This is a genomic window from Bradyrhizobium sp. C-145 (assembly GCF_023375135.1).
Classification (GTDB): Bacteria; Pseudomonadota; Alphaproteobacteria; order Rhizobiales; family Xanthobacteraceae; genus Bradyrhizobium; species Bradyrhizobium zhanjiangense.
The window spans coordinates 4,724,669-4,749,135 of record NZ_CP088150.1 but is presented as its reverse complement, the minus strand read 5'-3'; the positions used below and the strand labels follow the sequence as shown (position 1 = coordinate 4,749,135).

Annotated in this window: 24 protein-coding genes; 19 read left to right on the top strand and 5 right to left on the bottom strand. The window is 63.7% G+C overall.

The features are described from left to right. Positions 1-3 precede the first annotated feature (3 nt). From nuoN to LRP30_RS22095, 13 genes are all read left to right on the top strand, one after another. Positions 4-1,440, top strand: coding sequence for an NADH-quinone oxidoreductase subunit NuoN (nuoN, locus tag LRP30_RS22155; protein ID WP_249761677.1), 1,437 nt, complete (start codon positions 4-6; stop codon positions 1,438-1,440). A 1-nt stretch (position 1,441) separates the two neighbouring features. Further along, the gene (locus LRP30_RS22150; protein ID WP_249761676.1) at positions 1,442-2,248 is read left to right on the top strand and encodes a biotin--[acetyl-CoA-carboxylase] ligase; all 807 of its coding nucleotides are present in this window, start codon (positions 1,442-1,444) and stop codon (positions 2,246-2,248) included. Further along, positions 2,248-3,918, top strand: coding sequence for a ribonuclease J (locus tag LRP30_RS22145; protein WP_249761675.1), 1,671 nt, complete (start codon positions 2,248-2,250; stop codon positions 3,916-3,918). The genes LRP30_RS22150 and LRP30_RS22145 overlap by 1 nt, the downstream gene beginning before the upstream one ends. A 42-nt stretch (positions 3,919-3,960) precedes the next feature. Then, positions 3,961-4,365 (top strand): methylmalonyl-CoA epimerase, encoded by a 405-nt coding sequence (gene mce / locus LRP30_RS22140; protein WP_011087668.1) that lies wholly within the window; start codon positions 3,961-3,963, stop codon positions 4,363-4,365. Between the two features lie 10 nt (positions 4,366-4,375). Then, a complete protein-coding gene (locus LRP30_RS22135) occupies positions 4,376-4,651 on the top strand; it encodes a DUF1467 family protein (protein WP_128941766.1) in 276 nt (91 codons plus the stop codon). A 35-nt stretch (positions 4,652-4,686) separates the two neighbouring features. Next, a complete protein-coding gene (locus tag LRP30_RS22130; RefSeq protein WP_128941765.1) occupies positions 4,687-5,034 on the top strand; it encodes a hypothetical protein in 348 nt (115 codons plus the stop codon). 120 nt (positions 5,035-5,154) lie between these two features. Then, positions 5,155-6,441, top strand: coding sequence for an S-methyl-5-thioribose kinase (mtnK, locus tag LRP30_RS22125; protein WP_249761674.1), 1,287 nt, complete (start codon positions 5,155-5,157; stop codon positions 6,439-6,441). A 256-nt stretch (positions 6,442-6,697) separates the two neighbouring features. After that, positions 6,698-6,883 carry a hypothetical protein gene (locus tag LRP30_RS22120; RefSeq protein ID WP_249761673.1) on the top strand — a complete coding sequence of 62 codons (186 nt, stop codon included), beginning with the start codon at positions 6,698-6,700 and terminating at the stop codon, positions 6,881-6,883. A gap of 40 nt (positions 6,884-6,923) precedes the next feature. Then, positions 6,924-8,513 carry an ABC transporter substrate-binding protein gene (locus LRP30_RS22115; protein WP_249761672.1) on the top strand — a complete coding sequence of 530 codons (1,590 nt, stop codon included), beginning with the start codon at positions 6,924-6,926 and terminating at the stop codon, positions 8,511-8,513. A gap of 60 nt (positions 8,514-8,573) precedes the next feature. Further along, positions 8,574-9,509, top strand: a complete 936-nt coding sequence (locus tag LRP30_RS22110) for an ABC transporter permease (protein WP_128946162.1) — start codon at positions 8,574-8,576, stop codon at positions 9,507-9,509. Next, entirely contained in the window at positions 9,506-10,327 is an 822-nt protein-coding gene (locus LRP30_RS22105) for an ABC transporter permease (RefSeq protein ID WP_128946161.1), read from the top strand. The genes LRP30_RS22110 and LRP30_RS22105 overlap by 4 nt, the downstream gene beginning before the upstream one ends. Continuing rightward, complete coding sequence (locus LRP30_RS22100; protein WP_128933459.1) at positions 10,324-11,304, top strand: ABC transporter ATP-binding protein; 981 nt, start codon at positions 10,324-10,326, stop codon at positions 11,302-11,304. The genes LRP30_RS22105 and LRP30_RS22100 overlap by 4 nt, the downstream gene beginning before the upstream one ends. Beyond that, entirely contained in the window at positions 11,297-12,340 is a 1,044-nt protein-coding gene (locus tag LRP30_RS22095) for an oligopeptide/dipeptide ABC transporter ATP-binding protein (protein WP_249761671.1), read from the top strand. Before LRP30_RS22100 ends, LRP30_RS22095 begins: the two co-directional genes overlap by 8 nt. Here the strand turns inward: LRP30_RS22095 and LRP30_RS22090 are convergent. Next, positions 12,327-12,956: a LysR family transcriptional regulator gene (locus LRP30_RS22090; RefSeq protein ID WP_249761810.1), complete on the bottom strand. Its 630-nt coding sequence runs from the start codon at positions 12,954-12,956 to the stop codon at positions 12,327-12,329. The genes LRP30_RS22095 and LRP30_RS22090 overlap by 14 nt on opposite strands. Before the next feature lie 204 nt (positions 12,957-13,160). On the opposite strand from LRP30_RS22090, the gene LRP30_RS22085 reads away from it, so the two are divergent. Further along, positions 13,161-13,487: a RidA family protein gene (locus tag LRP30_RS22085; RefSeq protein ID WP_249761670.1), complete on the top strand. Its 327-nt coding sequence runs from the start codon at positions 13,161-13,163 to the stop codon at positions 13,485-13,487. A gap of 647 nt (positions 13,488-14,134) precedes the next feature. Here LRP30_RS22085 and LRP30_RS22080 read toward each other — a convergent pair. From LRP30_RS22080 to LRP30_RS22065, 4 genes are all read right to left on the bottom strand, one after another. After that, a complete protein-coding gene (locus LRP30_RS22080; protein WP_091885921.1) occupies positions 14,135-15,163 on the bottom strand; it encodes an ABC transporter permease in 1,029 nt (342 codons plus the stop codon). Between the two features lie 12 nt (positions 15,164-15,175). Next, entirely contained in the window at positions 15,176-16,678 is a 1,503-nt protein-coding gene (locus LRP30_RS22075) for a sugar ABC transporter ATP-binding protein (protein WP_249761669.1), read from the bottom strand. Between the two features lie 6 nt (positions 16,679-16,684). Continuing rightward, positions 16,685-17,707: a sugar ABC transporter substrate-binding protein gene (locus tag LRP30_RS22070; protein WP_091885915.1), complete on the bottom strand. Its 1,023-nt coding sequence runs from the start codon at positions 17,705-17,707 to the stop codon at positions 16,685-16,687. Between the two features lie 142 nt (positions 17,708-17,849). Continuing rightward, positions 17,850-18,257 (bottom strand): globin, encoded by a 408-nt coding sequence (locus tag LRP30_RS22065; RefSeq protein ID WP_249761668.1) that lies wholly within the window; start codon positions 18,255-18,257, stop codon positions 17,850-17,852. A gap of 471 nt (positions 18,258-18,728) precedes the next feature. Here LRP30_RS22065 and LRP30_RS22060 point away from each other — a divergent pair, with 471 nt between their 5' ends. The 5 genes from LRP30_RS22060 to LRP30_RS22040 all read left to right on the top strand — a co-directional run bounded on the left by LRP30_RS22060 (position 18,729) and on the right by LRP30_RS22040 (position 24,361). Continuing rightward, positions 18,729-19,115, top strand: a complete 387-nt coding sequence (locus LRP30_RS22060; protein WP_128933464.1) for a DUF2946 domain-containing protein — start codon at positions 18,729-18,731, stop codon at positions 19,113-19,115. Positions 19,116-19,199: 84 nt separating this feature from the next. Further along, positions 19,200-21,677: a TonB-dependent receptor gene (locus tag LRP30_RS22055; protein ID WP_249761667.1), complete on the top strand. Its 2,478-nt coding sequence runs from the start codon at positions 19,200-19,202 to the stop codon at positions 21,675-21,677. Positions 21,678-21,715: 38 nt separating this feature from the next. Next, entirely contained in the window at positions 21,716-22,249 is a 534-nt protein-coding gene (locus LRP30_RS22050; protein WP_249761666.1) for a copper chaperone PCu(A)C, read from the top strand. Between the two features lie 31 nt (positions 22,250-22,280). Further along, positions 22,281-22,802 (top strand): DUF1775 domain-containing protein, encoded by a 522-nt coding sequence (locus LRP30_RS22045; protein ID WP_249761665.1) that lies wholly within the window; start codon positions 22,281-22,283, stop codon positions 22,800-22,802. Then, positions 22,802-24,361 (top strand): CopD family protein, encoded by a 1,560-nt coding sequence (locus tag LRP30_RS22040; RefSeq protein WP_249761664.1) that lies wholly within the window; start codon positions 22,802-22,804, stop codon positions 24,359-24,361. The genes LRP30_RS22045 and LRP30_RS22040 overlap by 1 nt, the downstream gene beginning before the upstream one ends. The last annotated feature ends 106 nt before the right edge of the window (positions 24,362-24,467 follow it).

Below are 24,467 nucleotides of genomic sequence, written 5' to 3'. Positions count from 1 at the left end.
GCCATGAGCTTTGAGACTGCAGGATATCAACTGGCGCCGGTGCTGCCCGAGCTCTTGCTCGCGGTCGGCGCGATGGCGCTTCTGATGCTGGGAGCCTATCGCGGGCAGGAGACGACCAAGACCGTCACCTTGCTGGCGGTGGTGCTGCTGATCGTGGTCGGCGCGCTCGTCTACATGCAGCCCGCGGGCAAGCAGGTCACCTTCGGTGGCAGCTTCATCGTCGACGATTTCGCCCGCTTCATGAAGATCCTGGCCCTGATCGGCTCGGCGGTGACACTGGTGCTGTCGACCGAGTTCCTATCCGATCCGTCGCGGCGGATCTTCGAATATTCGATCCTGGTGCTGCTTTCGACGCTCGGCATGATGGTGCTGATCTCGGCCGGCGATCTGATCTCGCTCTATCTCGGCCTCGAATTGATGTCGCTGGCGCTCTACGTCGTGGCGGCCTCGAACCGGGACAATGCCAAGTCGAACGAGGCGGGCCTGAAGTACTTCGTGCTGGGCGCGCTGTCCTCGGGCATGCTGCTGTACGGCGCCTCGCTGATCTACGGCTTCACCGGCACCGTCAGCTTCACCGGCATCGCTACCGCCGCGACATCAGCGAATGTCGGACTGGTGTTCGGCCTCGTCTTCCTGCTTGCCGGCCTCTGCTTCAAGATCTCGGTGGTGCCGTTCCACATGTGGACGCCCGACGTCTATGAGGGCGCGCCGACGCCGGTCACGGCCTTCTTCGCCTCTGCGCCGAAGGTCGCCGCGCTCGCCGTCTTCACCCGCGCGACGCTGACCGCGTTCCCCGGCATCGTGCCGCAGTGGCAACAGATCCTGGTGTTCGTGTCGATTGCCTCGATGGCGCTCGGCGCCTTCGCGGCAATCGGCCAGAGCAACATCAAGCGCCTGATGGCCTATTCCTCGATCGGCCATATGGGTTTTGCCCTGGTCGGGCTTGCCTCCGGCACCGTCGAGGGTGCGCAGGGCGTACTGATGTACATCGTGATCTATGTGACGATGACGCTCGGCGCGTTCTCGGTCATCCTCGCCATGAAACGCAACGGCCAGGCGGTCGAGCAGATCAGCGATTTCGCCGGTCTGTCGCGGACCAATCCGCTGCTTGCCTTCTTCTTCGCGATGCTGCTGTTCTCGCTCGCGGGCGTTCCGCCGCTCGCCGGTTTCTTTGCCAAGTGGTACGTCTTCGTCGCCGCGATCAAGGCCAACCTGTTCACGCTCGCCGTCATCGGCGTGCTGACCAGCGTGGTGGGCGCCTACTACTATCTCGCCGTCGTCAAGACGATGTATTTCGACGAACCGGCCGGCCAGGTCGATCCGGTGCGCGTTGAGGTGCGGACGGTTCTGGCGGTCGCGGGTCTGTTCAACATCCTGTTTGCGCTGTTCGCGGGCCCGGTGGTGAGCGTGGCCTCCGCAGCGGCAAAGTCGCTGTTCTAGGATGGAGTTCGCGCTCGGTCCTCGCGCACAGGCCGCGGGCTTCAAGCTCGCGGCTTTCGAACGGACCGGCTCGACCAATACCGACGCGATCGAGCACGCCCGCGCCGGCGAACGCGGCCCGATGTGGTTCGTGACGTCCGAGCAGACTGCCGGCCGCGGCCGGCGCCAGCGCGCCTGGATCGCGCCACGGGGCAATCTCGCAGCCAGCATCCTCGAAGTCATGGACGTAGCCCCGGCGGTCGCCGCAACGCTCGGCTTCGCCGCCGGGCTGGCGGAAGAGGCCGCGCTGGAGAAGGTCAGCCTGGAGGCTGCGCTCCGCCTCGGCGAGGGCCGTCCCCGCTACGCCCTGAAATGGCCGAACGATGTGCTTGCCGGCGGCAAGAAGCTCGTCGGCATTGCGCTCGAGGCCGAGGCCATTGGCGATCGTCTTGCCGTCGTCGTCGGCATCGGAACCAATGTCGTGGCCGCGCCCGAGGGCACGCCGACGCCGGCGGTCTCGCTCGCCGCCCTCGGCGTCCAGATCAGCGCGGAGGATTTGTTTGCGGCGCTGTCCGACGCCTGGGTCGAGTTTCGCGGCATCTGGGACAATGGCCGCGGCTTTGCAGAGATCCGAAAGCTCTGGCTGGAGCGCGCCGTCGGCCTCGGCGAGAAGGTCGCAATCCACACGGGAACGATGACGCTGGAAGGCATTTTTGACACCATCGACGACACAGGCTGTCTGATCGTCCGCACCGCGGAAGGGCGGCGGGTGCCGGTTGCGGCGGGCGAGGTGTTCTTCGGCCCGGCCGCCTCCGTGGGAGCCGCGTGATGGCGAGGCCCGACGAACTGGTGTTTGCGCCGCTCGGCGGCGTCGGCGAGATCGGCATGAACCTGTCGATTTACGGCCTCGGCAACCGCCACCAGCGCGCCTGGCTCGCGGTCGATCTCGGCGTCTCCTTCGGTGACGAGGAGCATCTTCCAGGTATCGACCTGATCATGCCGGACATCTCCTTCCTGGAGAAGGAGCGCAAGAACCTGATGGGCCTGGTGCTCACCCATGCCCACGAGGACCATTTCGGCGCCATCATCGATCTCTGGCCGAAGCTGCAATGCCCGATCTACGCGACCAAGTTCAGCGCGGCGCTGTTCGAGGCCAAATGCGCCGCCGAGCGCGGTGCGCCCAACATTCCGGTGACGGTGGTCCCGTCCGGGGGGCGCGTCGATGTCGGGCCGTTCAACGTCGAGTTCATCCCGGTCGCGCATTCGATTCCGGAAGCGCATGCGCTGGCGATCCACACCGAAGCCGGCACGGTGCTGCACACCGGCGACTGGAAGATCGACCCGACCCCGACGCTGGGGGCCCCGACTGACGAGAGGCGCCTGCGCGAGCTGGGTGAGCAGGGCGTGCTCGCCTTGATCGGCGATTCCACCAACGCGGTGCGCGACGGCCGCTCGCCGTCGGAGGCCGAGGTCGCCCGGACCATCATTGATCTCGTGAAATCCGCCAAGGGCCGCGTCGCAGTGACGACCTTCGCCTCCAACGTCGCCCGCGTCAAAGCGGTGGCCGATGCGGCGAAAGCCGCTGACCGCGAGGTCGTCGTGGTCGGCCGGGCCATGGAGCGCGTGGTGCAGGTCGCGCGCGAGACCGGTTATCTCGACGGCGTGCAGAACTTCCGCTCGCCCGAGGTCTATGGCCATCTGCCGCAGGACAAGGTGCTGGCGCTGTGCACGGGAAGCCAGGGCGAGCCGCGCGCCGCGCTGGCGCGCATCGCCAATGACGACCACCCTGAAATCACGCTGAACCGCGGCGACAGCGTCATCTTCTCCTCGCGCACCATTCCTGGCAACGAGAAGGCGGTCGGCTCGATCATCAACAATCTGGTGCTCCAGGGCGTCGAGATCATCACCGATCGTGACCATCTGGTCCACGTCTCCGGCCACCCGCGCCGCGACGAACTGCGCGATCTGATTTCCTGGGTGAAGCCGCAGCTTCTGATCCCCGTCCATGGCGAGGCCCTGCATCTGCACGAGCACGCAAAACTTGCGCGCGCCGCCGGCGTGCCGCGCGTGCTGGTCTGCCGCAACGGCGACCTTGTCAAGCTCGGTCCCGGTGATCCCGGCATCGTCGGCGAGGTACCGTCGGGCCGTCTCTACAAGGACGGCATGATCCTGGAGGACGCAAAATCCCGCGCGGTGGTCGAGCGCCGCCGCATGGCGTTCTCCGGCTGTGCCTTCGTCGCCATCGCCATGACGGAGCAGGGCGAGCTCGCCGACGATCCCGAGGTCGATCTCGTCGGTATCCCGGACAAGAACAGGGCGGGTGAGGGCTTCGACGACATCGTCTTCGATGCCGTTGTCTCCACCATCGAAGGCTTGCCGCGGCCCCGCCGCCGCGATCCGGATGCGCTGGCCGAGTCAGTGCGACGCGCTGTCCGGGCCGTGATCAACGAACATTGGGGCAAAAAGCCCCCCTGTCTGGTACACGTGCTGACAGTGTAGACTAGGCGTGGTCTCCGGATCACGCTGTGAGGGAGAAGAAACATGCTGGGTCGCCTCAATCATGTCGCGATCGCGACCAAGGACGCCGTCAAGGCCGCAAAGATCTATGGCGCCGCATTCGGGGCGCAGATTTCGGAAGCCGTGGCGCTGCCCGAGCATGGCGTCACCACCGTGTTCGCGACGCTGCCCAACACCAAGATCGAGTTCATCGAGCCGCTCGGCGAAGCCTCGCCGATCGCAAAGTTCCTCGAGCGCAATGCCGACGGCGGCATCCACCACGTCTGCTACGAGGTCGTCGACATCATCGCCTCGCGCGACACGCTGGTGAAGGAGGGCGCGCGCGTGCTCGGCGACGGCGTGCCCAAGATCGGCGCCCACGGCAAGCCGGTGCTGTTCCTGCACCCCAAGGATTTTTCCGGCGCTCTGGTCGAGATCGAGCAGGCATAAGGCCGCCCCCATGGCCATCCAGATCTCAACGGCGATCGCGATCTACTTCATCATCTGGTGGATCGCGCTGTTCCTGACGCTGCCGTTCGGCGTGCGCAGCCAGCACGAGGACGGCGTCGGCGCGCCCGGCACCGACCCCGGCGCGCCGATCCTGACGCGGATGGGGCGCAAGCTGATCTGGACCACGATCATCTCGGCGATCATCTACGGCCTCGGCATGGCCGCTTATCACGCCGGCTATCTCTCGATCGAACGCCTGTCGAAGATGATGGGAATGCCGTTCTAGACGTTTTTTGCTGATTATTGTTTTGGGGGGGAAGAATGACTTTTCAGCGCATCGTCATCGCGCTTCTGGTGCTGATCGTCGCCGGCCTTGGCGCGATCGGCTATGTCGAATGGAAGATGGCGGTGCAGGTCCGCACCCTGAAGGTATTCGTCGAGGGCTACGTCTTCAACGAGGCGGTGATGGCCTGCGAGCAGGCCAAGAGCTCGACGCCGTTCAAATGGAACGGGGGCAAGAGCACCTCGGTGATCGGCCTGAACTCAGTCAAGCTGGACCAATACACCGTCAGCGCCAGCTACACGCTGGTGGCGGACAGCGTCTATTGTGATTACGATCCGATCAAAAGAAAGGCCGGGATCGGCTCGAGCTTCCTGGAGCGGGAGTAACGATCCGGCCATGTCAAGAGTATGATCCGGAAAAGTGCGAAGCGGTTTTCCGAGAAGATCATGCTCAAATAATAATCTAAAGCGCGATCTCATCGCGCCTTAGCATGGGATGGGATCGTCATGGCGCAGGAGCAGGGGGACTACCGGATTCTGCATGAGGGTGCCTTGCGGGATTATCTCGCAGGCCTGCCTGAAATCGCCGGACTTCTTGGCGGTGAGCCACTATCCTGGGCGATCACCGAAGTCGGCGACGGCAATCTCAACCTCGTCTTCATCGTCAAAGGTGGGCGCGGCGGCATCGCGGTGAAGCAGGCGCTGCCTTACGTGCGTCTCGTCGGCGAGAGCTGGCCGCTGCCGCTGTCGCGGGCCCATTACGAATATCTGGCGCTGTCGAAGCAGGCCCAGCTCGCACCCGGACTTGTGCCAGCGTTGTTGCATCACAACGAAGCTTTAGCGCTGACGGTGATGGAGCTGCTCGAGCCCCACATCATCATGCGCAAGGGGCTGGTTGCGGCAACGCAATATCCGCGCTTTGTCGACGACATCAGCACCTTCATGGCGCGGACGTTGTTCTTCACCTCCGATCTTGCGCTTCCCGCGGCCGAGAAGAAGCAGGGCATCGCCGCCTTCGCCGGCAATCACGCGCTGTGCAAGATCACCGAGGACCTGATCTTCACCGATCCCTACCGCATCGCCGAACAGAACCGCTGGACCGCGCCTTACCTCGATGGCTTGGCCGCGAGCCTGCGCGACGACATGGACCTGCATGTCGCGATCGCCCGGCTGAAGCTGAAGTTCATGGCAAGCCCCGAGGCGCTGATCCACGGCGACCTCCACACCGGCTCGATCATGGTCACGGAGAGCGAGACGCGGGTGATCGACCCGGAATTCGCGTTTTACGGCCCGATGGGATTCGACGTCGGCGCCGTGCTGGCCAACCTGCTGATGGCCTATTTCGCCGCCGCCGGCCACGAGCGCTCGCCGGCCGAGCGGGCCGCATTCGAGGGCTGGGTGCTGGAGACCGTCGAGCAGGCCTGGAACGAATTCGCGCGAAAATTCCTCGACCTCTGGCGGTCGGAGGCCAGCGGCGATGCCTATCCGGTCTCACTCTTTGCCGGCGAGAGGGGTGTCGCACGTCTTGAGGCCGAGCGGCAGGCCTACATGCAGCGCCTGTTCACTGATACGGTCGGCTTCGCAGCCGCAAAAACCATCCGCCGCATCTTCGGTCTCGCCCACAATATCGACTTCGAGCTGATCGAGGACCCGAAGAAGCGGGCGATCAGCGAGGCCCGCGCCGTGCGTCTGGCAAGGGCGATGATGGTGGAGGCGGCGGCGTTTCGGACGATCGCTGACGTCACCGGCGCCGCGCGTAAATTGCGGGATTGGACGCCGGAATTGTCAAACTGAGGACCTCGCGAGAGCACTCCGTCATTGCGACCAACGGGTTCGCGCGAAGCGCGGCCCGATGACAGGCTCCGCGAAGCAATCCAGAGTCCCTCTCCGGAAAGACTCTGGATTGCTTCGTCGCAAGGGCTCCTCGCAATGACGGTGGAGACAGCTGCGCTCGCAATGACGGGGAGGGATTGTCGCGGGACGTCAATAAAGCCGCACCGTGAGCAGGACGCCGTGCGCGATCCCTCGGGCTCAGATAACGATCCTGAGCTTGGTCGCGCCGATCGCGAAAAATGTTCACTGGTTCGGGTCGCTCGATGACGCATCGCGTCAATTGGCGGCTTGCATCGCCCGGGGGATACAACCTGAGACCGAGCTCTCCGTCGAAGGGCTGCTATCCGGAACCGGCATCGGTTGTCACCAAAAACGAAGCTTGCTTTCGACCGGCGACGAATGATCAAATCCCTGATCGGAATACCTGCGTTGTTGGGGGACACATGATGTTCAGGATGATTGCGGTCGTCGCTGGTTTGGGTCTGGCGCTGGTCACCACGGCAGAGGCCCAGACCCCGCGCAAGGGCGGAACCATCCGCATGACCGCGCCCTATGGCTCGAGCTTCTCCAGTCTGGACATTCACACGACACAGCGCGCCCAGGACGAGATCTACGCCAAGGCCCTGCATCGGTCGCTCTACATCTGGAATTCCGCGGAAGGCAAGCCGGTCCTGGAGCTTGCCAAGGAGGACGTGGTCTCGGGCGGAGGCCTGGTTCACACCTTCAAGCTGCGAGACGATGCCTATTTTCATAACGGCCGCAAGATGACGGCTGACGACGTCATCTGGTCGTACAATCGCATCATGGACGGCACCAAGGCCTATCCCGGCGCGCGTTTCGTCCGGGTGATCGAGGGCGCGGCCGCAGTGGAGAAGGGCCAGGCCAAGGAGATCTCCGGCCTGAAGAAGATCGACGACTTTACCGTTGAGATGAAGCTGACCGAGAAGGTCGATCCGGGCTTCTATTTCTTCAACGCGCTGACCTCGATCTATCCCGCAGACGAAGGTGCAAAGGAAAGCTTCATCCAGAAGCCGATCGGCCTCGGCCCGTTCAAGTTCGTCGAGCACGTGCCGGGATCGCGCATCGTCCTGGAACGTTGGGACCGGTTCTACAAGCCCGGCAAGCCCTATGCCGACAAGCTCATCGTGTCGGTCATGGGCGAGGCCGCGGCCCGCGATGTCGCCTTCCGCAACAAGGAGATCGACACCTCGGTGCTCGGGCCTGCACAATATGTCGCCTATCAGGCCGACCCTGACCTCAAGGGCACCATCGTCGAAGTCGCCGAGGTCTTCACGCGTCACATGGGGATGAATCCGGCATTCAAGCCGTTTGCCGATAAGCGCGTCCGGCAGGCGATCAACCACGCGATCGATACTGACCTGATCATCAAAAAGCTGGTCAAAGGCAAGGCCTATCGCGCCACCAGCTGGCTGCCTCTGACCTCGCCAATCTACGACAAGACAATGAAGCCCTACGCCTTCGATCCCGCGAAAGCAAAGCAGCTGCTTGCGGAGGCCGGCTATCCCACGGGCTTCGAATTCGAATGGACGACCAGTCAGAATGAAAGCTGGGGTCTGCCGATCGTCGAGGCCATCATCCCGATGCTGGACCGCGTGGGCATCAAGGTGAAGGTCAAGCAGGTCGAGACCGCGGTGCTGGCGGAGGTCATTAAGAAAGGCGACTTCCAGGCCTATGTCTATTCCATGGCGACAGGGCCGGATCCTCAGGCGGCGCTGAAATGCTTCTACTCGTCGACGCCGCAATCAGCCTGCAATTACACCTCCTTCAAGAACGCGGATTTCGACAAGCTGATCGACGAAGCCGGGCAGACCGACGACGCTGCAAAACGCGACCAATTGCTGCAGAAGGCCAATGCCCTGCTCTATGAGGAGGCACCGGTCTGGTTCTTCAACTACAACAAGGCGGTCATGGCGGTGCAGCCGTGGCTGAAGGGGATTCAGTTGAATGCGACGGAACTGACCCATCAGAACGTCGAGGACCTCTGGGTGGACGAGTCGTCGCCCGCCAAGTGACACGCGCTCTCACCCTCCCTCCATCGCAGCAAGCGATGAAGGGAGGGAGGAACAGTTGCAATGCTCGCCTTCCTGACCCGTCGAATCCTGCAAACCGTTCCGACCGTGCTGGCCGTGGTGCTGGTGGTCTTCGTGCTGTTCAGCGTGGTCCCGGGCAGCATCGTCTCGAGCATGAGCGATGACGGCCGAGGCGCAGCGGACCCGCAGGTCGTGGAGCGCATGAGAAAACAGCTCGGCCTCGACGATCCCGTTTACATGCGCTTTGGCTCCTACATCGCCAAGCTTGCGACCGGTGATCTGGGGACGTCGTTCCGGACCCGTGAGCCGGTGACGATCATGATCGCAAAACGGATGTGGCCGACGCTGCAATTGATATTCGCAGCCTTGACGTTTGCGATTGCGATTGGCGTTCCGCTCGGCTTCGTCGCAGCATTGCGACCGGGCGGCATCGTCGACACGGTCTCCATGGTTGTCGCCGTCTCGGGCCTGTCAATGGCCAAATTCTGGCTCGGGCTGCTGCTGATGTACCTGTTCGCCTTGAAGCTCGGCTGGCTGCCGAGCTTCGGCTATGGCGACGGCAGCCTCAAATATTTGATCCTGCCGGCGGTGACACTCGGCGTCTCGCCGATGGCGCTGCTGGCCCGGACGACGCGCGCCGCGGTGCTCGAGATCATGACCGCCGATTTTGTCCGCACGGCGCGCTCCAAGGGCATGAGCGAGATGCGTGTCGTGAAGTGGCACGTGATGCGCAACGCGCTCGTCCTGATACTCACGACAATGGGCCTGCAATTCGGTGCATTGATGGGACAGGCGGTCGTCGTCGAGAAATTGTTCTCGTGGCCGGGCATCGGCTCGCTGCTCGTCGACAGTGTCCTCCAGCGCGACATTCCCGCCGTTCAGGGCTCCATTCTCGTGGTGGTGCTGGCCTTTCTCGCGATCAATTTGCTGATCGACGTGCTCTACGGCGTGATCGATCCCAGGATCAGATACGCATGAAGCTCCGCGCCAATCTCATCATCGGTGGCGTATTGTTCGCGCTTGCGATCCTGGTCGGCCTGCTCGCGCCGTGGCTGGCGCACACCGATCCCGTCATGGACGCCAACCTCATGAACGCAGAGGAGGCGCCGAGCTGGACCTGGTGGTTCGGCACCGACGGGCAGGGCCGCGACATCTATTCCCGCGTCGTCTACGGTGCGCGCGTCTCGCTGACAGTCGGTATCGTCTCCCAGCTCATCAACAGCATCATCGGCGTGGCACTGGGCCTGAGCGCCGGGTACTTGGGCGGCTGGTGGGACGATGTCGTCAACGCCCTGACCAATCTCATGCTGGCGATCCCCTCCCTGATCTTCGCGCTGGCCATCATGGCGGTGCTTGGGCCCGGCCTGACCAGCCTGCTCATCGCGCTCGGCTTGACCAACTGGTCCTTCACCTGCCGGATCGCACGGGCCTCGGCTCTGTCGCTGAAGAGCCAGGGCTATGTGCAGGCCGCAACCGTGCTCGGCTATGGCGATCTGCGCATCATGATCACGCAGCTGCTGCCCAACATGCTCGGACCGATCGTCGTCATCGGCACGCTCGGCATGGGCAGCGCGGTCCTGTCCGAAGCCGCATTATCGTTCCTCGGCCTCGGCGTCCGCCCGCCGTTTCCGAGCTGGGGCAGCATGTTGTCGGAAGCCCGCGACCAGATCACGACGGCGCCGTGGCTCTCGGTTTTTCCCGGCCTTGCCATCTTCCTGACGGTGCTCGGCCTCAACCTGCTCGGCGACGGCCTGCGCGACATTCTCGATCCACAATCGCGGAGCCGGCGCACATGACGGGCTCGCCGCTGATCGAAGTCGAGGATCTGCGCATCGATCTCGACGACGGATCCCGCAAGGTGCCCGCCGTCGAGAACGTTTCGTTCCGCATCGATCGTGGCGAGACGTTCGGCTTGGTCGGCGAATCCGGCTGCGGCAAGAGCATCACGGCGCTCGCCTTGATCGGACTGCTGCGGCCACCGTTGTCGATTGGCGGTGGCGTCATCCGCTTCGAGGGGCAGGAGATCCAGAGACTTTCCGCCGCCGGGCAGCGGGAGCTGCGGGGCAACCGCATCGCGATGATCTTCCAGGAGCCGATGACGGCCCTGAACCCGGTCTCGCCGGTGGGACGGCAGATCGCCGAGATGTTCGTGCTGCACAAGGGCAAGAGCTGGCGGGAAGCCAACCAATTGGCGGTCGAGGCGCTGGCGAGCGTCCGCGTCCCCGCGCCGGAGCGGCGCGTGAAGGATTACCCGCATCAGCTCTCGGGCGGCATGCGTCAACGCGTGATGATCGCCATCGCGCTGGCATGCGGTCCGGATCTCCTGATCGCAGACGAGCCGACCACCGCGCTCGATGTGACCGTGCAGGCGGAAATCATCGAGCTGATGCGCAATCTGTGCGCCGAGAGAGGGACGGCGATCCTAATGATCAGCCACGATCTCGGCCTAGTCGCCAATGTCTGCCGCCGCGTCGCCGTCATGTATGCCGGCCGCATCGTCGAGGAGCGCGGCTCGGCCGATATCTTCCGAACGCCTTCGCACCCCTATACGCAGGGCCTCGTCGCCTCGCTGCCGCGGCTTGGCAGCCGCGCCGCGCTTGGCCGTAGCAGACTGAAGGAGATCGCGGGCGTCGTTCCGGCCATCACCAGCTTCCCAGACGGCTGCCGGTTCAATCCGCGTTGCGCGCAAGCGACCGATATTTGCCGGACCACCGCGCCAGAGACCGATTTGCTGGAAGCAGGCGGTCTTGTCAGGTGCCACCACCATGCATGAACCGCAGGGGAGAGCGGATGACGATGTCATCCTCAGCATCGAGGATCTCGCGGTTCATTTTCCGCTCGGGGGTGGCTTGCTGGGTCGCGAGAAGCGGCTGCTCCGTGCCGTCGACGGCGTCGATCTCAGCTTGAGGCGAGGCGAATGCCTCGGCCTCGTCGGCGAGTCCGGCTCGGGCAAGTCGACGGTCGCATTGTCGATCCTTGGTCTCCTGACGCCGACGCGCGGGCGCATCGTGGTGGACGGGCAGGTCGTCACGAACCGGCAATCCGGTGATCGGAAGGCGCTGGCCCGTATCGTGCAGATGGTATTTCAGGATCCGTACGCCTCGCTCAATCCGCGCCAGACCGTTTGTCGTGCGCTGGAAGATCCGCTGCGTGTGCACGGCGTGACCGCGAAAAGCGAGATCGAGGACCGCGTTGCGACGATGCTGCGGCATGTGGGCCTGCGGCCCGAACAGGCGGGCCGCTACCCGCATGAATTCTCCGGTGGCCAGCGCCAGCGCATCGGCATTGCGCGTGCGCTGATCCTCAATCCCAAGATCGTCATCTGCGACGAACCGGTCTCGGCGCTCGACGTCTCGATCCGTGCCCAGATCATCAATCTGCTGCTGGAACTGAAGGACACGCTCGGCCTCTCATTCATCATGATCAGCCACGACCTCGGCGTCGTCGAGCACATGAGTGACCGCGTCGCCGTGATGTATCTCGGCCGCATCGTCGAGAATGGCCACTGGCGCGAGATCTTCGAACGACCTGCGCACCCCTATACCCAAGCTCTGATCGCTGCCATCCCCGATCCCTTACGCCACGCACCGTTAGCGACGACAGGGGGCGACCTGCCCAATCCGCTCAATCCGCCAAACGGATGCGCGTTCAGCCCGCGCTGCCGCCACGCCGAAGCCCTGTGTCGCCGCGAGCCTGGGCCGGTGCTTGAAACGCGCCGCGACGGGCATGCGGTGCGGTGCTGGCGAAGCGACGAGATTGCGGCGCAGGCGAGATTGGCAACGACAGAGGGCCGCCTCAACGTCCGCTGATGCCGACCAGGCGAGGGCGGCGGTGGTTTGTGCGCGGGTTGTCGGCGAGGAAGGCGCGCAGCCATTCGCGGAAGCTGACGACTTCAGGGCAATCCGCGGTCCCTTCAGGCGCAACCAGCCAATCACCGAGACCAGCCCCCTCGCTGACCCGATCGCAGCGATAGCCCGGATGGTGGCCAAGACCGCGCGCGATCAGCAGGTCGACCTTGCCCTCGACCAGCTCGTGCAAGCCGGCGGGCTGCAGCACCCGCAGACCGATGTCTGGATGCGCGCTGCGAAACTCCGCCAATTCGAGGCGACGCAGGTCGACGCTGCCATGGACTCCCAATTGCAGCAGCGCCGCACCTGCCGGCTTCAATTGCGAGGTCGCCTCCGCAATGTGACGAAAGCCTTCGGATATCCCGGGCAGATAGGCCTGACCGGCCGCGGTCAGGATGAGCTGCTTATGTAGCCGATCGAACAGGCGTACGCCGAGGCGCGCCTCCAGGGCCTTCACCTGCTGCCCCACGGCGGCGGGCGTTACGTGCAACTCGTGCGCGGCCAATTTGAAGCTGAGATACCGCGCGGCGGCTTCGAATGCGCGGAGCGCATTGAGCGGAGGAAGGATGTAAGTCATCGCTGCCCAGTTTGTCACTGAATGGCCGCGCGCTTGCAATAGATTTTCTTGCGCTGAACCGCAGCAACATTGCTTTGCGCCGGCGCGATGCAGCCGGTTAGGGTCGATCGATCGCAAACCCGAGCGAACAGGAGACAATCTGACATGACTCAAATCGTCAGTCATAATCCACCATCGGTTCATGCTCCCGCCGGTGGCTACAGCATGGGGCTTGAATTCAGTCAGCATCGCCGCCTGCTGTTCATCAGCGGCCAGGTGCCCGAGACATCTGACGGCAGCGTGCCCGAAGGTTTCGAAGCGCAATGCGAGCAGGCCTGGCGCAATGTCATCGAGGTGCTCGCCGCCGCCGGCCTCGGCGTCACGCATCTGGTCAAGGTCACCACGTTCCTGACCGACATCAGTCAGGTCGTGCCCAATCGTGCCGTTCGCCGCAAGATGCTCGAAGGACACGAACCCGCGCTGACGGTCATGATCGCTGAAACCGTCGACAGCAAATGGCTGCTGGAGATCGAGGCGATCGCCGCGGAATGAAGCGGATCCAAGGGGCAATCGCTCACGGCGCCCGAAATGGAACGTCTCGCCGCGGAGCGTCAATTCATGTCGTCGGAGGACCAGACGTTACTTCGCGAGCAGGCTGCAACAGGCGGCACAAAAGCCATCAGGCTGGAAGGTAGCGGCGTTCTCAGACTCCGCCGTGCACGTGGTCGAGCTCTCTGCCACCACATCGTCATTGCGAGCGCAGCGAAGCAATCCAGAAATGATCCGCGGAAAGACTCTGGATTGCTCGCTGCGCTCGCAATGACGAGACTGGTACAGCGAGCGTCGCTCTATGTCCGTCATCCTGAGGTGCCGGAGCATAGCGGAGGCCTCGAAGGACGACGGCCCGGCTGCACATCTCGGCCGTTCCTCCTTCGAGGCTCCGCATACGATGCGTTCGCATCGCTTGCCCCGCACCTCAGGATGACGGATATTTGTTTGCGCTGAACGTCAGAGCGTTCAGGCAGCGCTGCCTCGGGCCGAAACATCGCTATGGTGCCATCCTGCTCCTGTTTTGCCCGACGTGTCAAATGGATTTCGTGAAATCCGCAATTGTACCGCGTCACCGGCAAGCCATTGATTCCGCTAGCCCCGGCTACTGTGCATGGGGTTGTTTTCGCACTTTTTTGTTTGAGCGCCGTCTACTCCGCCGCTTTTTCTCTCAGCCGCTGGGCGTAGACGTTGATGACCAGCGCCGCCAAGAGGATCAGGCCGCGGATCAGGATCTTCAGGAAGCTGTCGATGTTGACGTGGTCGAGGCCGTTGTTGAGGACGCCGAGCACGAACAGGCCGACGATGGTGTTGCCGATGCCGCCGCGGCCGCCGAACAGGCTGGTGCCGCCGACCACGACGGCGGCGATGGAGTCGAGCAGGTAGGTGTCGAACTCGTTCTGCTGCGCGCTGCCGAAATGGGCGACGCCGAGCATGCCGCCGATGCCGGAGCAGACCGCCGAGATCACCATCACCGCGCCGAGGATGAGCTTGACGTTGAGGCCGGAATATTCCGCCGCTTCGCGATTGCCGCCGACCATGTAGATGTAGCGGCCGAAGCGCGTGTAGGTCAGCACCAGATGCCCGCCGAGCAGCATGATGGCGGCAACGATGACGATCCAGGGAATGCCGCCGATCGAGCCCGAGCCGAGCGTCGTGATCAGGCTCGGCACCTTGTAGGCGATCTGGCCGCGCACCAGCAGGGCCGAGATGCCGGCCGCGATCTGCATCATCGCCAGCGTCATGATGAAGGAGGGGATGCCGATCACGGTCAGCCCCAGCGCATTGACGAGGCCGAGCAGCGCACAGAGCAGAATCGACAGGATGATCGCGACCGCGCCCGGCAGCGGCACATTGGCGATGTTGACGTAGGATTCCTGGAGCGTGAAATAGGCGACGGCGATGCCGGTGACGTTGGCGATGCTGGCGATCGACAGGTCGATCTCGGCGCAGAGGATCACGAAGGTGAGGCCGACCGCGATGATGCCAGTCACTGACACCTGGGTCAGGATGTTGCCGAGATTGTCGAGCGTCGCGAAGGAGGGGCTGGCGAAGGCGAAGAAGCCGGACAGGAAGATCAGGGTGAGGAACGGCGCGATGTTGCGCATCTGCGAGCGCAGGAAGGGCGCAACGCCCCGCGCTCGCGCAGCCGCCGCCGGAACCGTTTCACTGCTCGTCATGGTGCTGCTCCATCACGCCGCTTCCAGCAGGCGGTCCTTGCTGACCGGCTCGTTCCTGAATTCCCGCACCAATGCGCCGCGCTTGAGCACGAGGATGCGGTCGGCCAGCGACAGCACCGTTTCCGGCTCGGTCGACAGCACGATGATGGCAAGCCCCCTGGCGCGAAGGTCGCGGACGATGTTGATGACGTCGTTCTTGGCGCCGACATCCATGCCGCGGGTCGGCTCGCACAGCACCAGAAGCTTGGGCGGATAGGTCAGCCACTTTGCCAGCGCGACCTTCTGCTGGTTGCCGCCGGAGAGCATGCCGAGGTCGAGGCCGACCACGGGCGGCCGGATCTGCAACTGATCGACCTGGCGCTTGGCGATATCGCGCTCCTGTGCCGGCTTGAGCAGCAGGGACGAGATGCGATCCAAAATGCTGATCGAGATGTTCTTGTAGACCGGCTCCTGGTGAAACAGCATGTCGCGCCGGCTCTCCGGCACCAGCGCCACGCCCGCCCGCCGCGCCGCCGCCGTGCTGGCGAAGGTCTTTGGCGTACCCTCGACGGCGAGCGTGCCGCTGTCCGGCTTCAGCTTGCCGAACAGGATGCGCGACAGCTCCTGCTGGCCGCAGCCCATGAAGCCGTAGATGCCGAGCACCTCGCCGGCGCGGGCCTCGAACGAGACGTCCTGAAGGCTGCGGGCGAGGGATAGCTGGTCGACCTTCAGGACCACCGGACTGCCGCTCGGCCGCGGCAGCATCAAATCGTCGGTGTAGCTGTGCTCGAGCACCTCGCCGCCGCGGCCGATCATGGCCTCGATCAGCGCGCCCTTGCTGGTCGCGGCGCTCGCCGTCTCCGCGACTTTCCGTCCGTTGCGGAACACGGTGACAGTGTCCGACACGCGAAGAATGTCCTCGATGAAATGCGAGATAAAGACGATTGCGGTGCCTTCCTCGCGCAGTCGCCTGAGCGTTGCGAAGAGGCGCTCGACCTCGGGTGGGGAGAGGGCGGAGGTCGGCTCGTCCAGGATGACGATGCGCGCGCCGGAGAACAGCACGCGGGCGATCTCGATCAGCTGCTGAAGCCCGATCGGGAGGTCGCCGAGCCTGCTCATCGGGTCGACGTCGATGCCGAAGCGGGCGAGCTGCTCGCCGGCTTCGCGCGCCATCCGCCGCCATTGCACGAGGCCGAAGCGGTTGGTCGGCTGGTTGCCCAGGAAGACGTTCTCCGCGACCGTGAGGTCGGGCGCGACAGAGAGCTCCTGGTGCACCATGGCGATGCCGGCCGCATGCGCATCGCGCGCCGAGCGGAAATGCGTCTCCACCCCGTCGATCAGGAAGCGGCCGGAGAATTCGGCATGCACGCCGGCGATGATCTTCATCAGCGTGCTTTTTCCCGCGCCGTTCTCGCCGACGAGACCGTGGATCTCGCCGGGAAGAAGCGCGAAGTCGACACCACGAAGCGCTTCGACGCCGCCGAAGCTCTTCGTGATGCCCTTCAGTTCCAGGATGGGCGAACGAACCTCTGGCATGGAGGACTAAATCAGGAAATGGTCTTCCATCCACTGCATGCCGGGGGCATTTGCCTTGGTCACGACCGGGCCGTCAGTGACGACGTTTTTCGGGATGCCCTGTCCGCTCTTCTCGCCGCCGACCACGGCCGACACGCCTGCAATGATGGCGCCGCCATGGATGCGGCAGGACGGATTGCGCACGGTCGCGAACATGCGGCCCTCGCTCACCGCCTGGATCGCCGGCGGCATGGCATCGACACCGCCAATCAGGATGTTGGTGCGGTTGCGGGCCTTCATGATGTTGTAGGCGGCGAGCGCCATGTCGTCATTGTGGAAGAACGCCGCGTCGATCTGCGGATATTTCGTGAGATAGGTCTCCCAGAGGCGGGCGGTCTTGGAGACGTCCCAGTCGGCCGGCTGGGTGTCGAGCACCTCGATGCCAGGGAATTGCTTGACCACCGAGTTGAACCCCTTGGCGCGTCCTTGCGCGCCGGTGTGGCCGAGCGCGCCTTGCGTCATGATGATCTTGCCCTTGCCGCCCATGGCGTTGCACAGCGCCTGCGTCACCGAGGCGCCCATGAACTCGTTGTCGGGGGCAAGGAAGGAATGGACATTGATCTGGTCGAGCGGCGCGATCAGCGTATCCATGTCGATCACGGGCGTGCCGGCGTCGATCATCTTCTGCACGGGCTGGGTGAGGGTGCCGATGCCGAAAGCCTGGATCGCGACGAAATCCCATTTCTGCGAGGCCATGTTGTCGATCGCGGCGCGCTGCTTGACGGCGTCGAGCTGACCATCGAACCAGGTCACCTCGACATTGAACAGCTTGCCCCAGAATTCCGCGGCCTGCTTGCCCTGCGCGCACCAGGTGGCCTGGAGGCCTGCGTTGGAGAAGGCCGCTTTCAGCGGCTTCTCGGATCGTCCGACTTCGGCTGCAAGTGCTGGGTTTATGCCCATGCTGCCGAGGATGGCAGTCGCTGCGCCGGCGGTCGCTGCCGCCTGAAGAAGATCGCGCCTCGTCGTCGAGAAATCTTTCGTCCCGGACATCGCTCGCTCCCGTAAAATTTTATCGTCGGCGCGTCATTGCTTGCGCGACCGATGTCTGAAAGTGTCTCACAAGAGCTGACGTCACTCAATCTGCAATCAATCGCGCGATCGCAGCAAGCCACCCTTGGTGCAGCGCAAAGCGTCAGGCCGGCACGCCGGCGAATGCGTCGATCGCCACGAGCAATGCATCCCAGGCCTCTGCAATGTCCGGTGACCATTCATCACCGAGCAGATCGCGGAGCGTCTCCCTGATGATCGCAAAGAAGGCAATGAAGAGGTCGCGTGACGTGCCGTAAGCCTCGTGCGAGGCGGCCTCGCAGGCGATCAGCCGGAAATGCCCAGAACGCTCATCGGTGAAGTCGAGGACCGCCTCGATGGCCAGCGCGAGCATCGACCCCATCACGAGCTCGCTGCCTTGCGAGCGAAACATCATCCGGGTTTCCGGATGCTCTTCGAACAGGCGCTGATAGACCCTCGGCGTCAGATCGGCGCAGCGCGAGGCCGCCAGCTCAAAACTGCGTTCGATCGGATGGGGGGGGGGAGCCTTCATCGGTGCTTCAGCCATGCAGGCAAAAAAAGAGCGGGGCCCTGGCCCCGCTCAAAAATTGTGTCGACCCTATTATCCCCGATTCTAAGATTTGCTCTTGATTGACGGGGCGACGCTGCGTTTTGCGCGCCAGGGGCTCCTCCCGAGACTTGGACCACCAGGCCACGACCTCGCGGTCAGCGCCTGAGCAAGAGAATGCTAGATCAACTTTTCTCACTTGTCATCATTTTCGGCAACGATTGTTCAAAATAAGAGCAGCTGACGAAATGATCGGGTTTGCGGCTTTATAAGTATATGACAAATATAGGAAATCTGTGGACCGTGGGGGCCTTTGACTTGTCTCAAATGCCGGCCCTCCGACCTTGGGTAGGGGGCTCCGACCACAGTTTTTCGAGAAATTTGCGCCGGGGCAAGCAGACGGTGGAACTGACCTCGACTTGGGGCAGGCACGATGTTTAGTTAGCAGGCGAACGAATGGTTCGGCGGATGCACGCGCGGCTGCAAAAATTCCTACCCGTTGTCCTGCTCGCCCTGGCGATGCAGGTGCTGGCGCCGATTGCCGCCTGTCTGGCGGCCGGTCAGGCCGGTGTCGATCCGCTGTCCGCCGGCGTCATCTGCCACAGCGGGGGTGAGCAGGGGGGCCTGAACGATCAAACCGGCGGCCCCAGCGCACACGCCGGTGCGTGCGCGCTGTGTTGCCTGGCGCAGGCGGGCGCATCGCTCGATTCGCCGCCGCAGCCGGCGTTCGCGATTCCCTCCCGCCACGTCGAAAGCGTAGTGTGGCACGCGGCGGATGTATCTGCCGTTTTCACCCACAAGGGCTCAAGTACCCAGGCGCGCGCGCCTCCTCGAATTTCCTGACGACCTCCACCGTCGCCGCGGCTCGTCCGCTGGCGATTGATGCTGTCGAACAGCCGGGAAGAAAGCCGGCGTCAGGAATGCCCCATGTTACGTTGTCATGCCCGCCGCGGCGTGAGCATCGTTGCCATTCAGGCCGCGCTGCTGGCGTCGTCGAGCGGAGTTTTCGCTCAGAGCAGTAACGTCGTGCTGCCGCCGGTCACCGTCGATGCCCCCGCGGTAGTGAAGCCCAAGCCGCGCAAGCCGGCGGCGCGTACGGTCGCCGTCCAGAACCGGTCGGCAAAGCCCGCCACCGAGCGGGCCGCCCCCGCCGTCGCGGCCGAGCAAGGTGCAGGCAGTGCCCGCGTGTCACTCGAGCCGCCGGCCGCCGTGGCACGTTATCAATTGCCGCAGCGCTCCTTCAGCGTCACGGCGAAAGAGGTCGACGAGACTATCAACCTCAAGGACCCCGAGGACGCCGTCAAATATATGCCGAGCCTGTTCGTGCGGAAGCGCAACGACGGGGACAACAATGCCGTGCTCGCGACGCGAAGCTGGGGCCTCAATTCGAGCTCGCGGACGTTAATCTACTACGACGATCTCCTGATCTCGGCGCTGATCGGCAACAACAACACGAATGCCTCGCCGAAGTGGAACCTGATCTCGCCAGAAGCGATCGGTCGGGTCGACTATCTCAACGGGCCGTTCGCGGCCGCCTATCCCGGCAACTCGATCGGCGGCGTGCTGCTGATCTCGTCAAAGATGCCGGACAAGCCGTTTGCAGTCGCCAAGGAAACCGTGTCCGTGATGCCCTGGAATCAATACGGCACCAAGGACACCTACGTGACCAGCCAGACCAGCGCCGCTGCGGGCAATCGCGACGGCAAGCTGTCCTGGCTCGTCAGCGCCAACTATCTCGATAGCTACCAGCAGCCCCTGACCTACACGACGAGTGGCAGCATCCCGGCCGGTACGACCGGTGCGTTTTCGGCGCTCAACAAGCAGGGCGTTGCGGCCAACGTGGTGGGCACGGGCATCCTCGCGCATTCGCAGCAGACGTCCGGTAACATCCGCCTTTCCTATGACGTGACGGCGCAGGTGCAGGCGACCTATTCGTTTGCGATCTGGAATAACCACCAGGTCTCCGATCCCCAGACCTACTTGAAATCAGCAGCGACGGGTGCGCCCACATTCGCGGGCCTGTCCGGATTTGCCACGGGCAAATATGTCTGGGACCAGACCCATGTCAGCAACGCCGTTGCGATCAAGAGCGACACCAAGGGCACCTACGATTTCGACCTTTCGGCGTCGAGCTACAACTATCTCCAGGACATCCAGCTCAATCCGTTCACGATCACGCCCACAGGCGTCGGCTATTCCCAGAACGGGAAGATCACGAGGATGGACGGCACCAACTGGCAGAATGCCGATGCCAGGGGGATCTGGCGGCCGTATGGTTATGACGGACCGCACGAGGTCAGTTTCGGCATGCATGGTGATCGTTATCGCCTGGAAAGTCCCGTTTATGCGTCATCCGTTTGGAATACGACGGGAGACACCGGGACGGGCACGCTCTACTCGCAGGGGCAGGGTGAGACCCGGACCGGTGCGATTTGGCTTCAGGATGCCTGGAGGATCCTTCCCAATCTGAAGCTCACGCTCGGTGGTCGGTTCGAAACCTGGCGAGCCCAGGATGGTTTCAATATCAGCACCGCGACGAACGCTGCCGGCGCGATTACATCGATCGCTGCGGTTCAACAATCGCAACTCGCCTCGACGAATTTTTCACCGAAGGCGTCGCTGTCCTTTGATCCGAACAAGGACTGGAATATCACGGCAAACTTCGGGCAGGCCTATCGCTATCCGACCGTCATGGAGCTCTATCAGAACCTGACAGTCGGCGGCGTAGCGACGATCGCCAATCCCAACCTGTTCCCCGAGCAGGATCTGACAGGTGAGCTGAACATCGAGCGCAGATGGAGCGACGGCCGCATCCGCTTGACCCTGTTCCGGGAGCACACCGATCATGCGATCATCTCCCAGACCAACCTCGTCACCAATCCGATCACGAAGGTGCAAACGCCGACGACCGTGATCAGCAATGTCGATGCGATCAGGTTGCAGGGTATCGAGTTGTCCGCCGACAAGGACAACGTTCTCGTCAGTGGTCTGCAGCTGTTCGGCAGCGTAACTTATGTCGACTCGCGAATCCTGGCCGACGCGGGCTGGGCCGGAATTGATCCTCTGACGAATCTGCCCACGACTGTGGTCGGCAAGCGCGTGCCTTACGTGCCCGACTGGCGCGCTAAGTTCGGCGTGACCTACCGGCCGAACGATAGCTGGGCCTACACGGTTGCTGCACGCTACAGCGGCAAGCAGTACTCGACGCTGGACAACACGGATCGCGTCTCCCACGTCTATGGCGCGTTCGATAACTTCTTCGTTGTGGACTTGAAGGTGCACTATAACGCGACGAAGAACTTCGCATTCGACTTCGGCATCGATAATCTCTTCAACGAGCAGTACTTCCTGTTCCATCCGTTCCCGGGGCGAACCTTCATTGTCGCCGGCAAGTACACGTTCTGAGGGGTGGAGTGATGTTTACGACAAGAAAGGCAAAGGACATGACCAAGCTCTCACGCATCCTCGCGCTCGCAGCGCTTTCCGCCGCAATGTTCGCCGCCCCCGTGCGCGCCGACGACGTCAAGGCCGGCGATCTCGTCATCTCGCAGGCCTGGAGCCGGGCGACGCCGGGCGGCGCCAAGGTCGCGGGCGGCTATCTCACCATCGAGAACAAGGGGGCGGCGGCGGACAGGCTGGTCAGCGTTTCCGCCGACATCGCGGGGAAGGCCGAGATTCACGAGATGGCGATGGACAATGGCGTGATGAAGATGCGCCCGCTCGACAAGGGGCTCGTCATTGATCCCGGCAAGACCGTGAAGCTTGCGCCCGGCGGCAATCATTTGATGCTCCAGGAGCTAAAGGGCCCGTTCAAGCAGGGCGACAAGGTGCCGCTGACACTTCAGTTCGAGAATGCCGGCAAAGTCGCCGTCTCTCTCGACGTCCAGGCTGTTGGCGCGCCGGCGCCCGGCGGCGCCGGGCACTCCGGCCATATGGACATGAAGAAAATGCCGGATCACTCGGGAATGAAGATGTGATGAGGCTGATCTGGCCTCCGGGAGACCGAATATGTTGAAGCGATCCTGCCCGATCCTGATTGCTGCGTTCGCCATCTCGCCGGCGGCGGCGCACGTGTCGCTCGAGACGAAGCAAGCCACGGTCGGCGCGTCGTACAAGGCTGTGTTTACCGTACCGCACGGCTGTGCGGGCTCGCCCACGGTGAAGATCCGCGTGCAGATCCCTGAAGGGGTGATCGCTGTCAAGCCGATGCCGAAGGCGGGCTGGAACGTCGATGTCGTCGAGGGCAAATATGCCGGGGAATACGACTATCACGGCAACAAGCTCTCTTCCGGCGTCAAGGAGGTGATGTGGTCCGGCGGCAAGCTGCCGGACAAGAACTATGACGAGTTCGTCATGCACACGGTCCTGACTGGCTCGCTAAAGCCAAACACGACCCTGTACTTCCCCGTCGTCCAGGAATGCGAGACCGGCGTCAGCCGCTGGATCGAAATCCCGGCAGAGGGGGCAGGAGGGCATTCACACGAGGGCAAGTCGCCGGCGCCCGGGGTGAAGCTACTGCCGAAACCGTGATGCGCCTGCTCGCCGCGCTTGCGACGCTACTCATCGTTGTCGGCTTCGCGACCGGCGCGTCCGCGCATGCGGCGCTGGTCGCGGTCGAGCCGGCCAGCGGCAGCATGCTTGCGCGCGCGCCGAAGGCCGTGGTGCTGCGCTTCAACGAGGCGGTGACACCGGGCGCGGTCCAGCTGATTGATGGCACGGGCAGGGCGCGGGACGGTGTGCGCATCAACGCGTCGGGCGAAACGATTTCGGTTGCGGTGCCGCCGGACCTGCCGCAGGGCACGGCGGTCGTCAGCTATCGCGTGATTTCGCAGGACGGCCATCCCATCGCGGGATCGGTGGTCTTCTCGATCGGCCTGCCGACAGGGACGAAGCCTCCCGCGAATACAGAAGGCGGGTTGAGCGCGCTCATCTGGCTGGCGCGGGTCGGCCTTTACCTCGGGCTGTTTGTCGGCGTCGGCGGCGTATGGTTTGCGCGCTGGATCGCGTGGTCGATGACGGGCACGACCGTGCCGCGTGTGGCACTCGCGGTCGGCCTTCCGAGCGCGGTGGTGTCCCTTGGTGCGTTGGGCCTCGATCTCCTCGGCTTGCCGCCAGTGGCTCTTGCGACCATGGCCCCCTGGATGGTGGCGTTCGCGACGAGCGCGGGTCCCGCATCGCTGATCGCCATCGCCGCGATGCTGCTTGCGTTGGTGGCGCTGCGCAGCGCGTGGTACCCGCGCGGTCTTGCGTTCATCGCGTTCATCGGCGTCGGCCTGTCGCTGGCCATGACCGGGCACGCCGCCACGGCTCCGCCCGAAATGTTGACGCGGCCGGCGATTTTCCTCCATGGCCTTGGCGTCGCGTTCTGGATCGGGGCGCTGGCGCCCCTCGTTGCGCTGGTGTCGAAGCCGGTGGCCATGGCCTTGCCTGTCGTAAACCGCTTCTCCCGCACCGCCGTGCCGGTCGTCGCCACGCTGGCATTGACCGGCCTTGTGCTCGCCATCGTCCAGCTCGAAAAGCCATCGGCGCTGGTCGAGACCCGCTACGGCCTCATCGTTTCCATCAAGCTCGCGCTGGTCCTCGTGCTGCTCGCACTCGCCGCGCTCAACCGCTTTCACCTGACCCCGACGCTGGCAAGGGATCACGAGGCCGCGTCCCTCAAGCGCTCGATCCTGTTCGAATGCGCGATCGCACTCATCATCTTCGCGGTCGTCGCCGGCTGGCGCTTCACGCCGCCGCCGCGGAGCATCGTTCCGGAGACGCCCTTGGCGATCCATATTCACAGCGACAAGGCAATGTTCCAGGTGCTGGTGTCTCCTGGGAAGGCCGGCGTCGACGATTTCGTGCTTCAGCTCATGACCGGCGAGGGGACGTCGCTCGCGGCCAAGGAGGTGACATTGACGCTGAGTCTGCCTGAGCGCGGCATCGAGCCGATGGAACGGGATGCCTCGTTGGGGCCGGACGGCTACTGGCATGTCCGCAAGGTCGAGTTGCCCTTCGCCGGCCGCTGGCACGTGCGGATCGACGCGCTGGTGACCGACTTCGAGAGGATCACGCTGGAGGATGAACTGGAGGTGGCGTCGCCCTAGGAGCGCCGGCTTTGCAGGGCATGCTGCTGCTCAAGTCAAACCTGAAGTCGACGGAAAAATGACAGGAATTCCGCCGCGTTAGCGGCTTTTCCTCATTCTCGGTCTT

Coding starts and splice junctions, on each gene's coding strand:
- nuoN (WP_249761677.1), top strand. CDS start 4: ATGAGCTTTGAGACTGCAGGATATCAACTGGCGCCGGTGCTGCCCGAG.
- LRP30_RS22150 (WP_249761676.1), top strand. CDS start 1,442: ATGGAGTTCGCGCTCGGTCCTCGCGCACAGGCCGCGGGCTTCAAGCTC.
- LRP30_RS22145 (WP_249761675.1), top strand. CDS start 2,248: ATGGCGAGGCCCGACGAACTGGTGTTTGCGCCGCTCGGCGGCGTCGGC.
- mce (WP_011087668.1), top strand. CDS start 3,961: ATGCTGGGTCGCCTCAATCATGTCGCGATCGCGACCAAGGACGCCGTC.
- LRP30_RS22135 (WP_128941766.1), top strand. CDS start 4,376: ATGGCCATCCAGATCTCAACGGCGATCGCGATCTACTTCATCATCTGG.
- LRP30_RS22130 (WP_128941765.1), top strand. CDS start 4,687: ATGACTTTTCAGCGCATCGTCATCGCGCTTCTGGTGCTGATCGTCGCC.
- mtnK (WP_249761674.1), top strand. CDS start 5,155: ATGGCGCAGGAGCAGGGGGACTACCGGATTCTGCATGAGGGTGCCTTG.
- LRP30_RS22115 (WP_249761672.1), top strand. CDS start 6,924: ATGATGTTCAGGATGATTGCGGTCGTCGCTGGTTTGGGTCTGGCGCTG.
- LRP30_RS22110 (WP_128946162.1), top strand. CDS start 8,574: ATGCTCGCCTTCCTGACCCGTCGAATCCTGCAAACCGTTCCGACCGTG.
- LRP30_RS22105 (WP_128946161.1), top strand. CDS start 9,506: ATGAAGCTCCGCGCCAATCTCATCATCGGTGGCGTATTGTTCGCGCTT.
- LRP30_RS22100 (WP_128933459.1), top strand. CDS start 10,324: ATGACGGGCTCGCCGCTGATCGAAGTCGAGGATCTGCGCATCGATCTC.
- LRP30_RS22095 (WP_249761671.1), top strand. CDS start 11,297: ATGCATGAACCGCAGGGGAGAGCGGATGACGATGTCATCCTCAGCATC.
- LRP30_RS22090 (WP_249761810.1), bottom strand. CDS start 12,956: ATGACTTACATCCTTCCTCCGCTCAATGCGCTCCGCGCATTCGAAGCC.
- LRP30_RS22085 (WP_249761670.1), top strand. CDS start 13,161: ATGGGGCTTGAATTCAGTCAGCATCGCCGCCTGCTGTTCATCAGCGGC.
- LRP30_RS22080 (WP_091885921.1), bottom strand. CDS start 15,163: ATGACGAGCAGTGAAACGGTTCCGGCGGCGGCTGCGCGAGCGCGGGGC.
- LRP30_RS22075 (WP_249761669.1), bottom strand. CDS start 16,678: ATGCCAGAGGTTCGTTCGCCCATCCTGGAACTGAAGGGCATCACGAAG.
- LRP30_RS22070 (WP_091885915.1), bottom strand. CDS start 17,707: ATGTCCGGGACGAAAGATTTCTCGACGACGAGGCGCGATCTTCTTCAG.
- LRP30_RS22065 (WP_249761668.1), bottom strand. CDS start 18,257: ATGAAGGCTCCCCCCCCCCATCCGATCGAACGCAGTTTTGAGCTGGCG.
- LRP30_RS22060 (WP_128933464.1), top strand. CDS start 18,729: ATGGTTCGGCGGATGCACGCGCGGCTGCAAAAATTCCTACCCGTTGTC.
- LRP30_RS22055 (WP_249761667.1), top strand. CDS start 19,200: ATGTTACGTTGTCATGCCCGCCGCGGCGTGAGCATCGTTGCCATTCAG.
- LRP30_RS22050 (WP_249761666.1), top strand. CDS start 21,716: ATGACCAAGCTCTCACGCATCCTCGCGCTCGCAGCGCTTTCCGCCGCA.
- LRP30_RS22045 (WP_249761665.1), top strand. CDS start 22,281: ATGTTGAAGCGATCCTGCCCGATCCTGATTGCTGCGTTCGCCATCTCG.
- LRP30_RS22040 (WP_249761664.1), top strand. CDS start 22,802: ATGCGCCTGCTCGCCGCGCTTGCGACGCTACTCATCGTTGTCGGCTTC.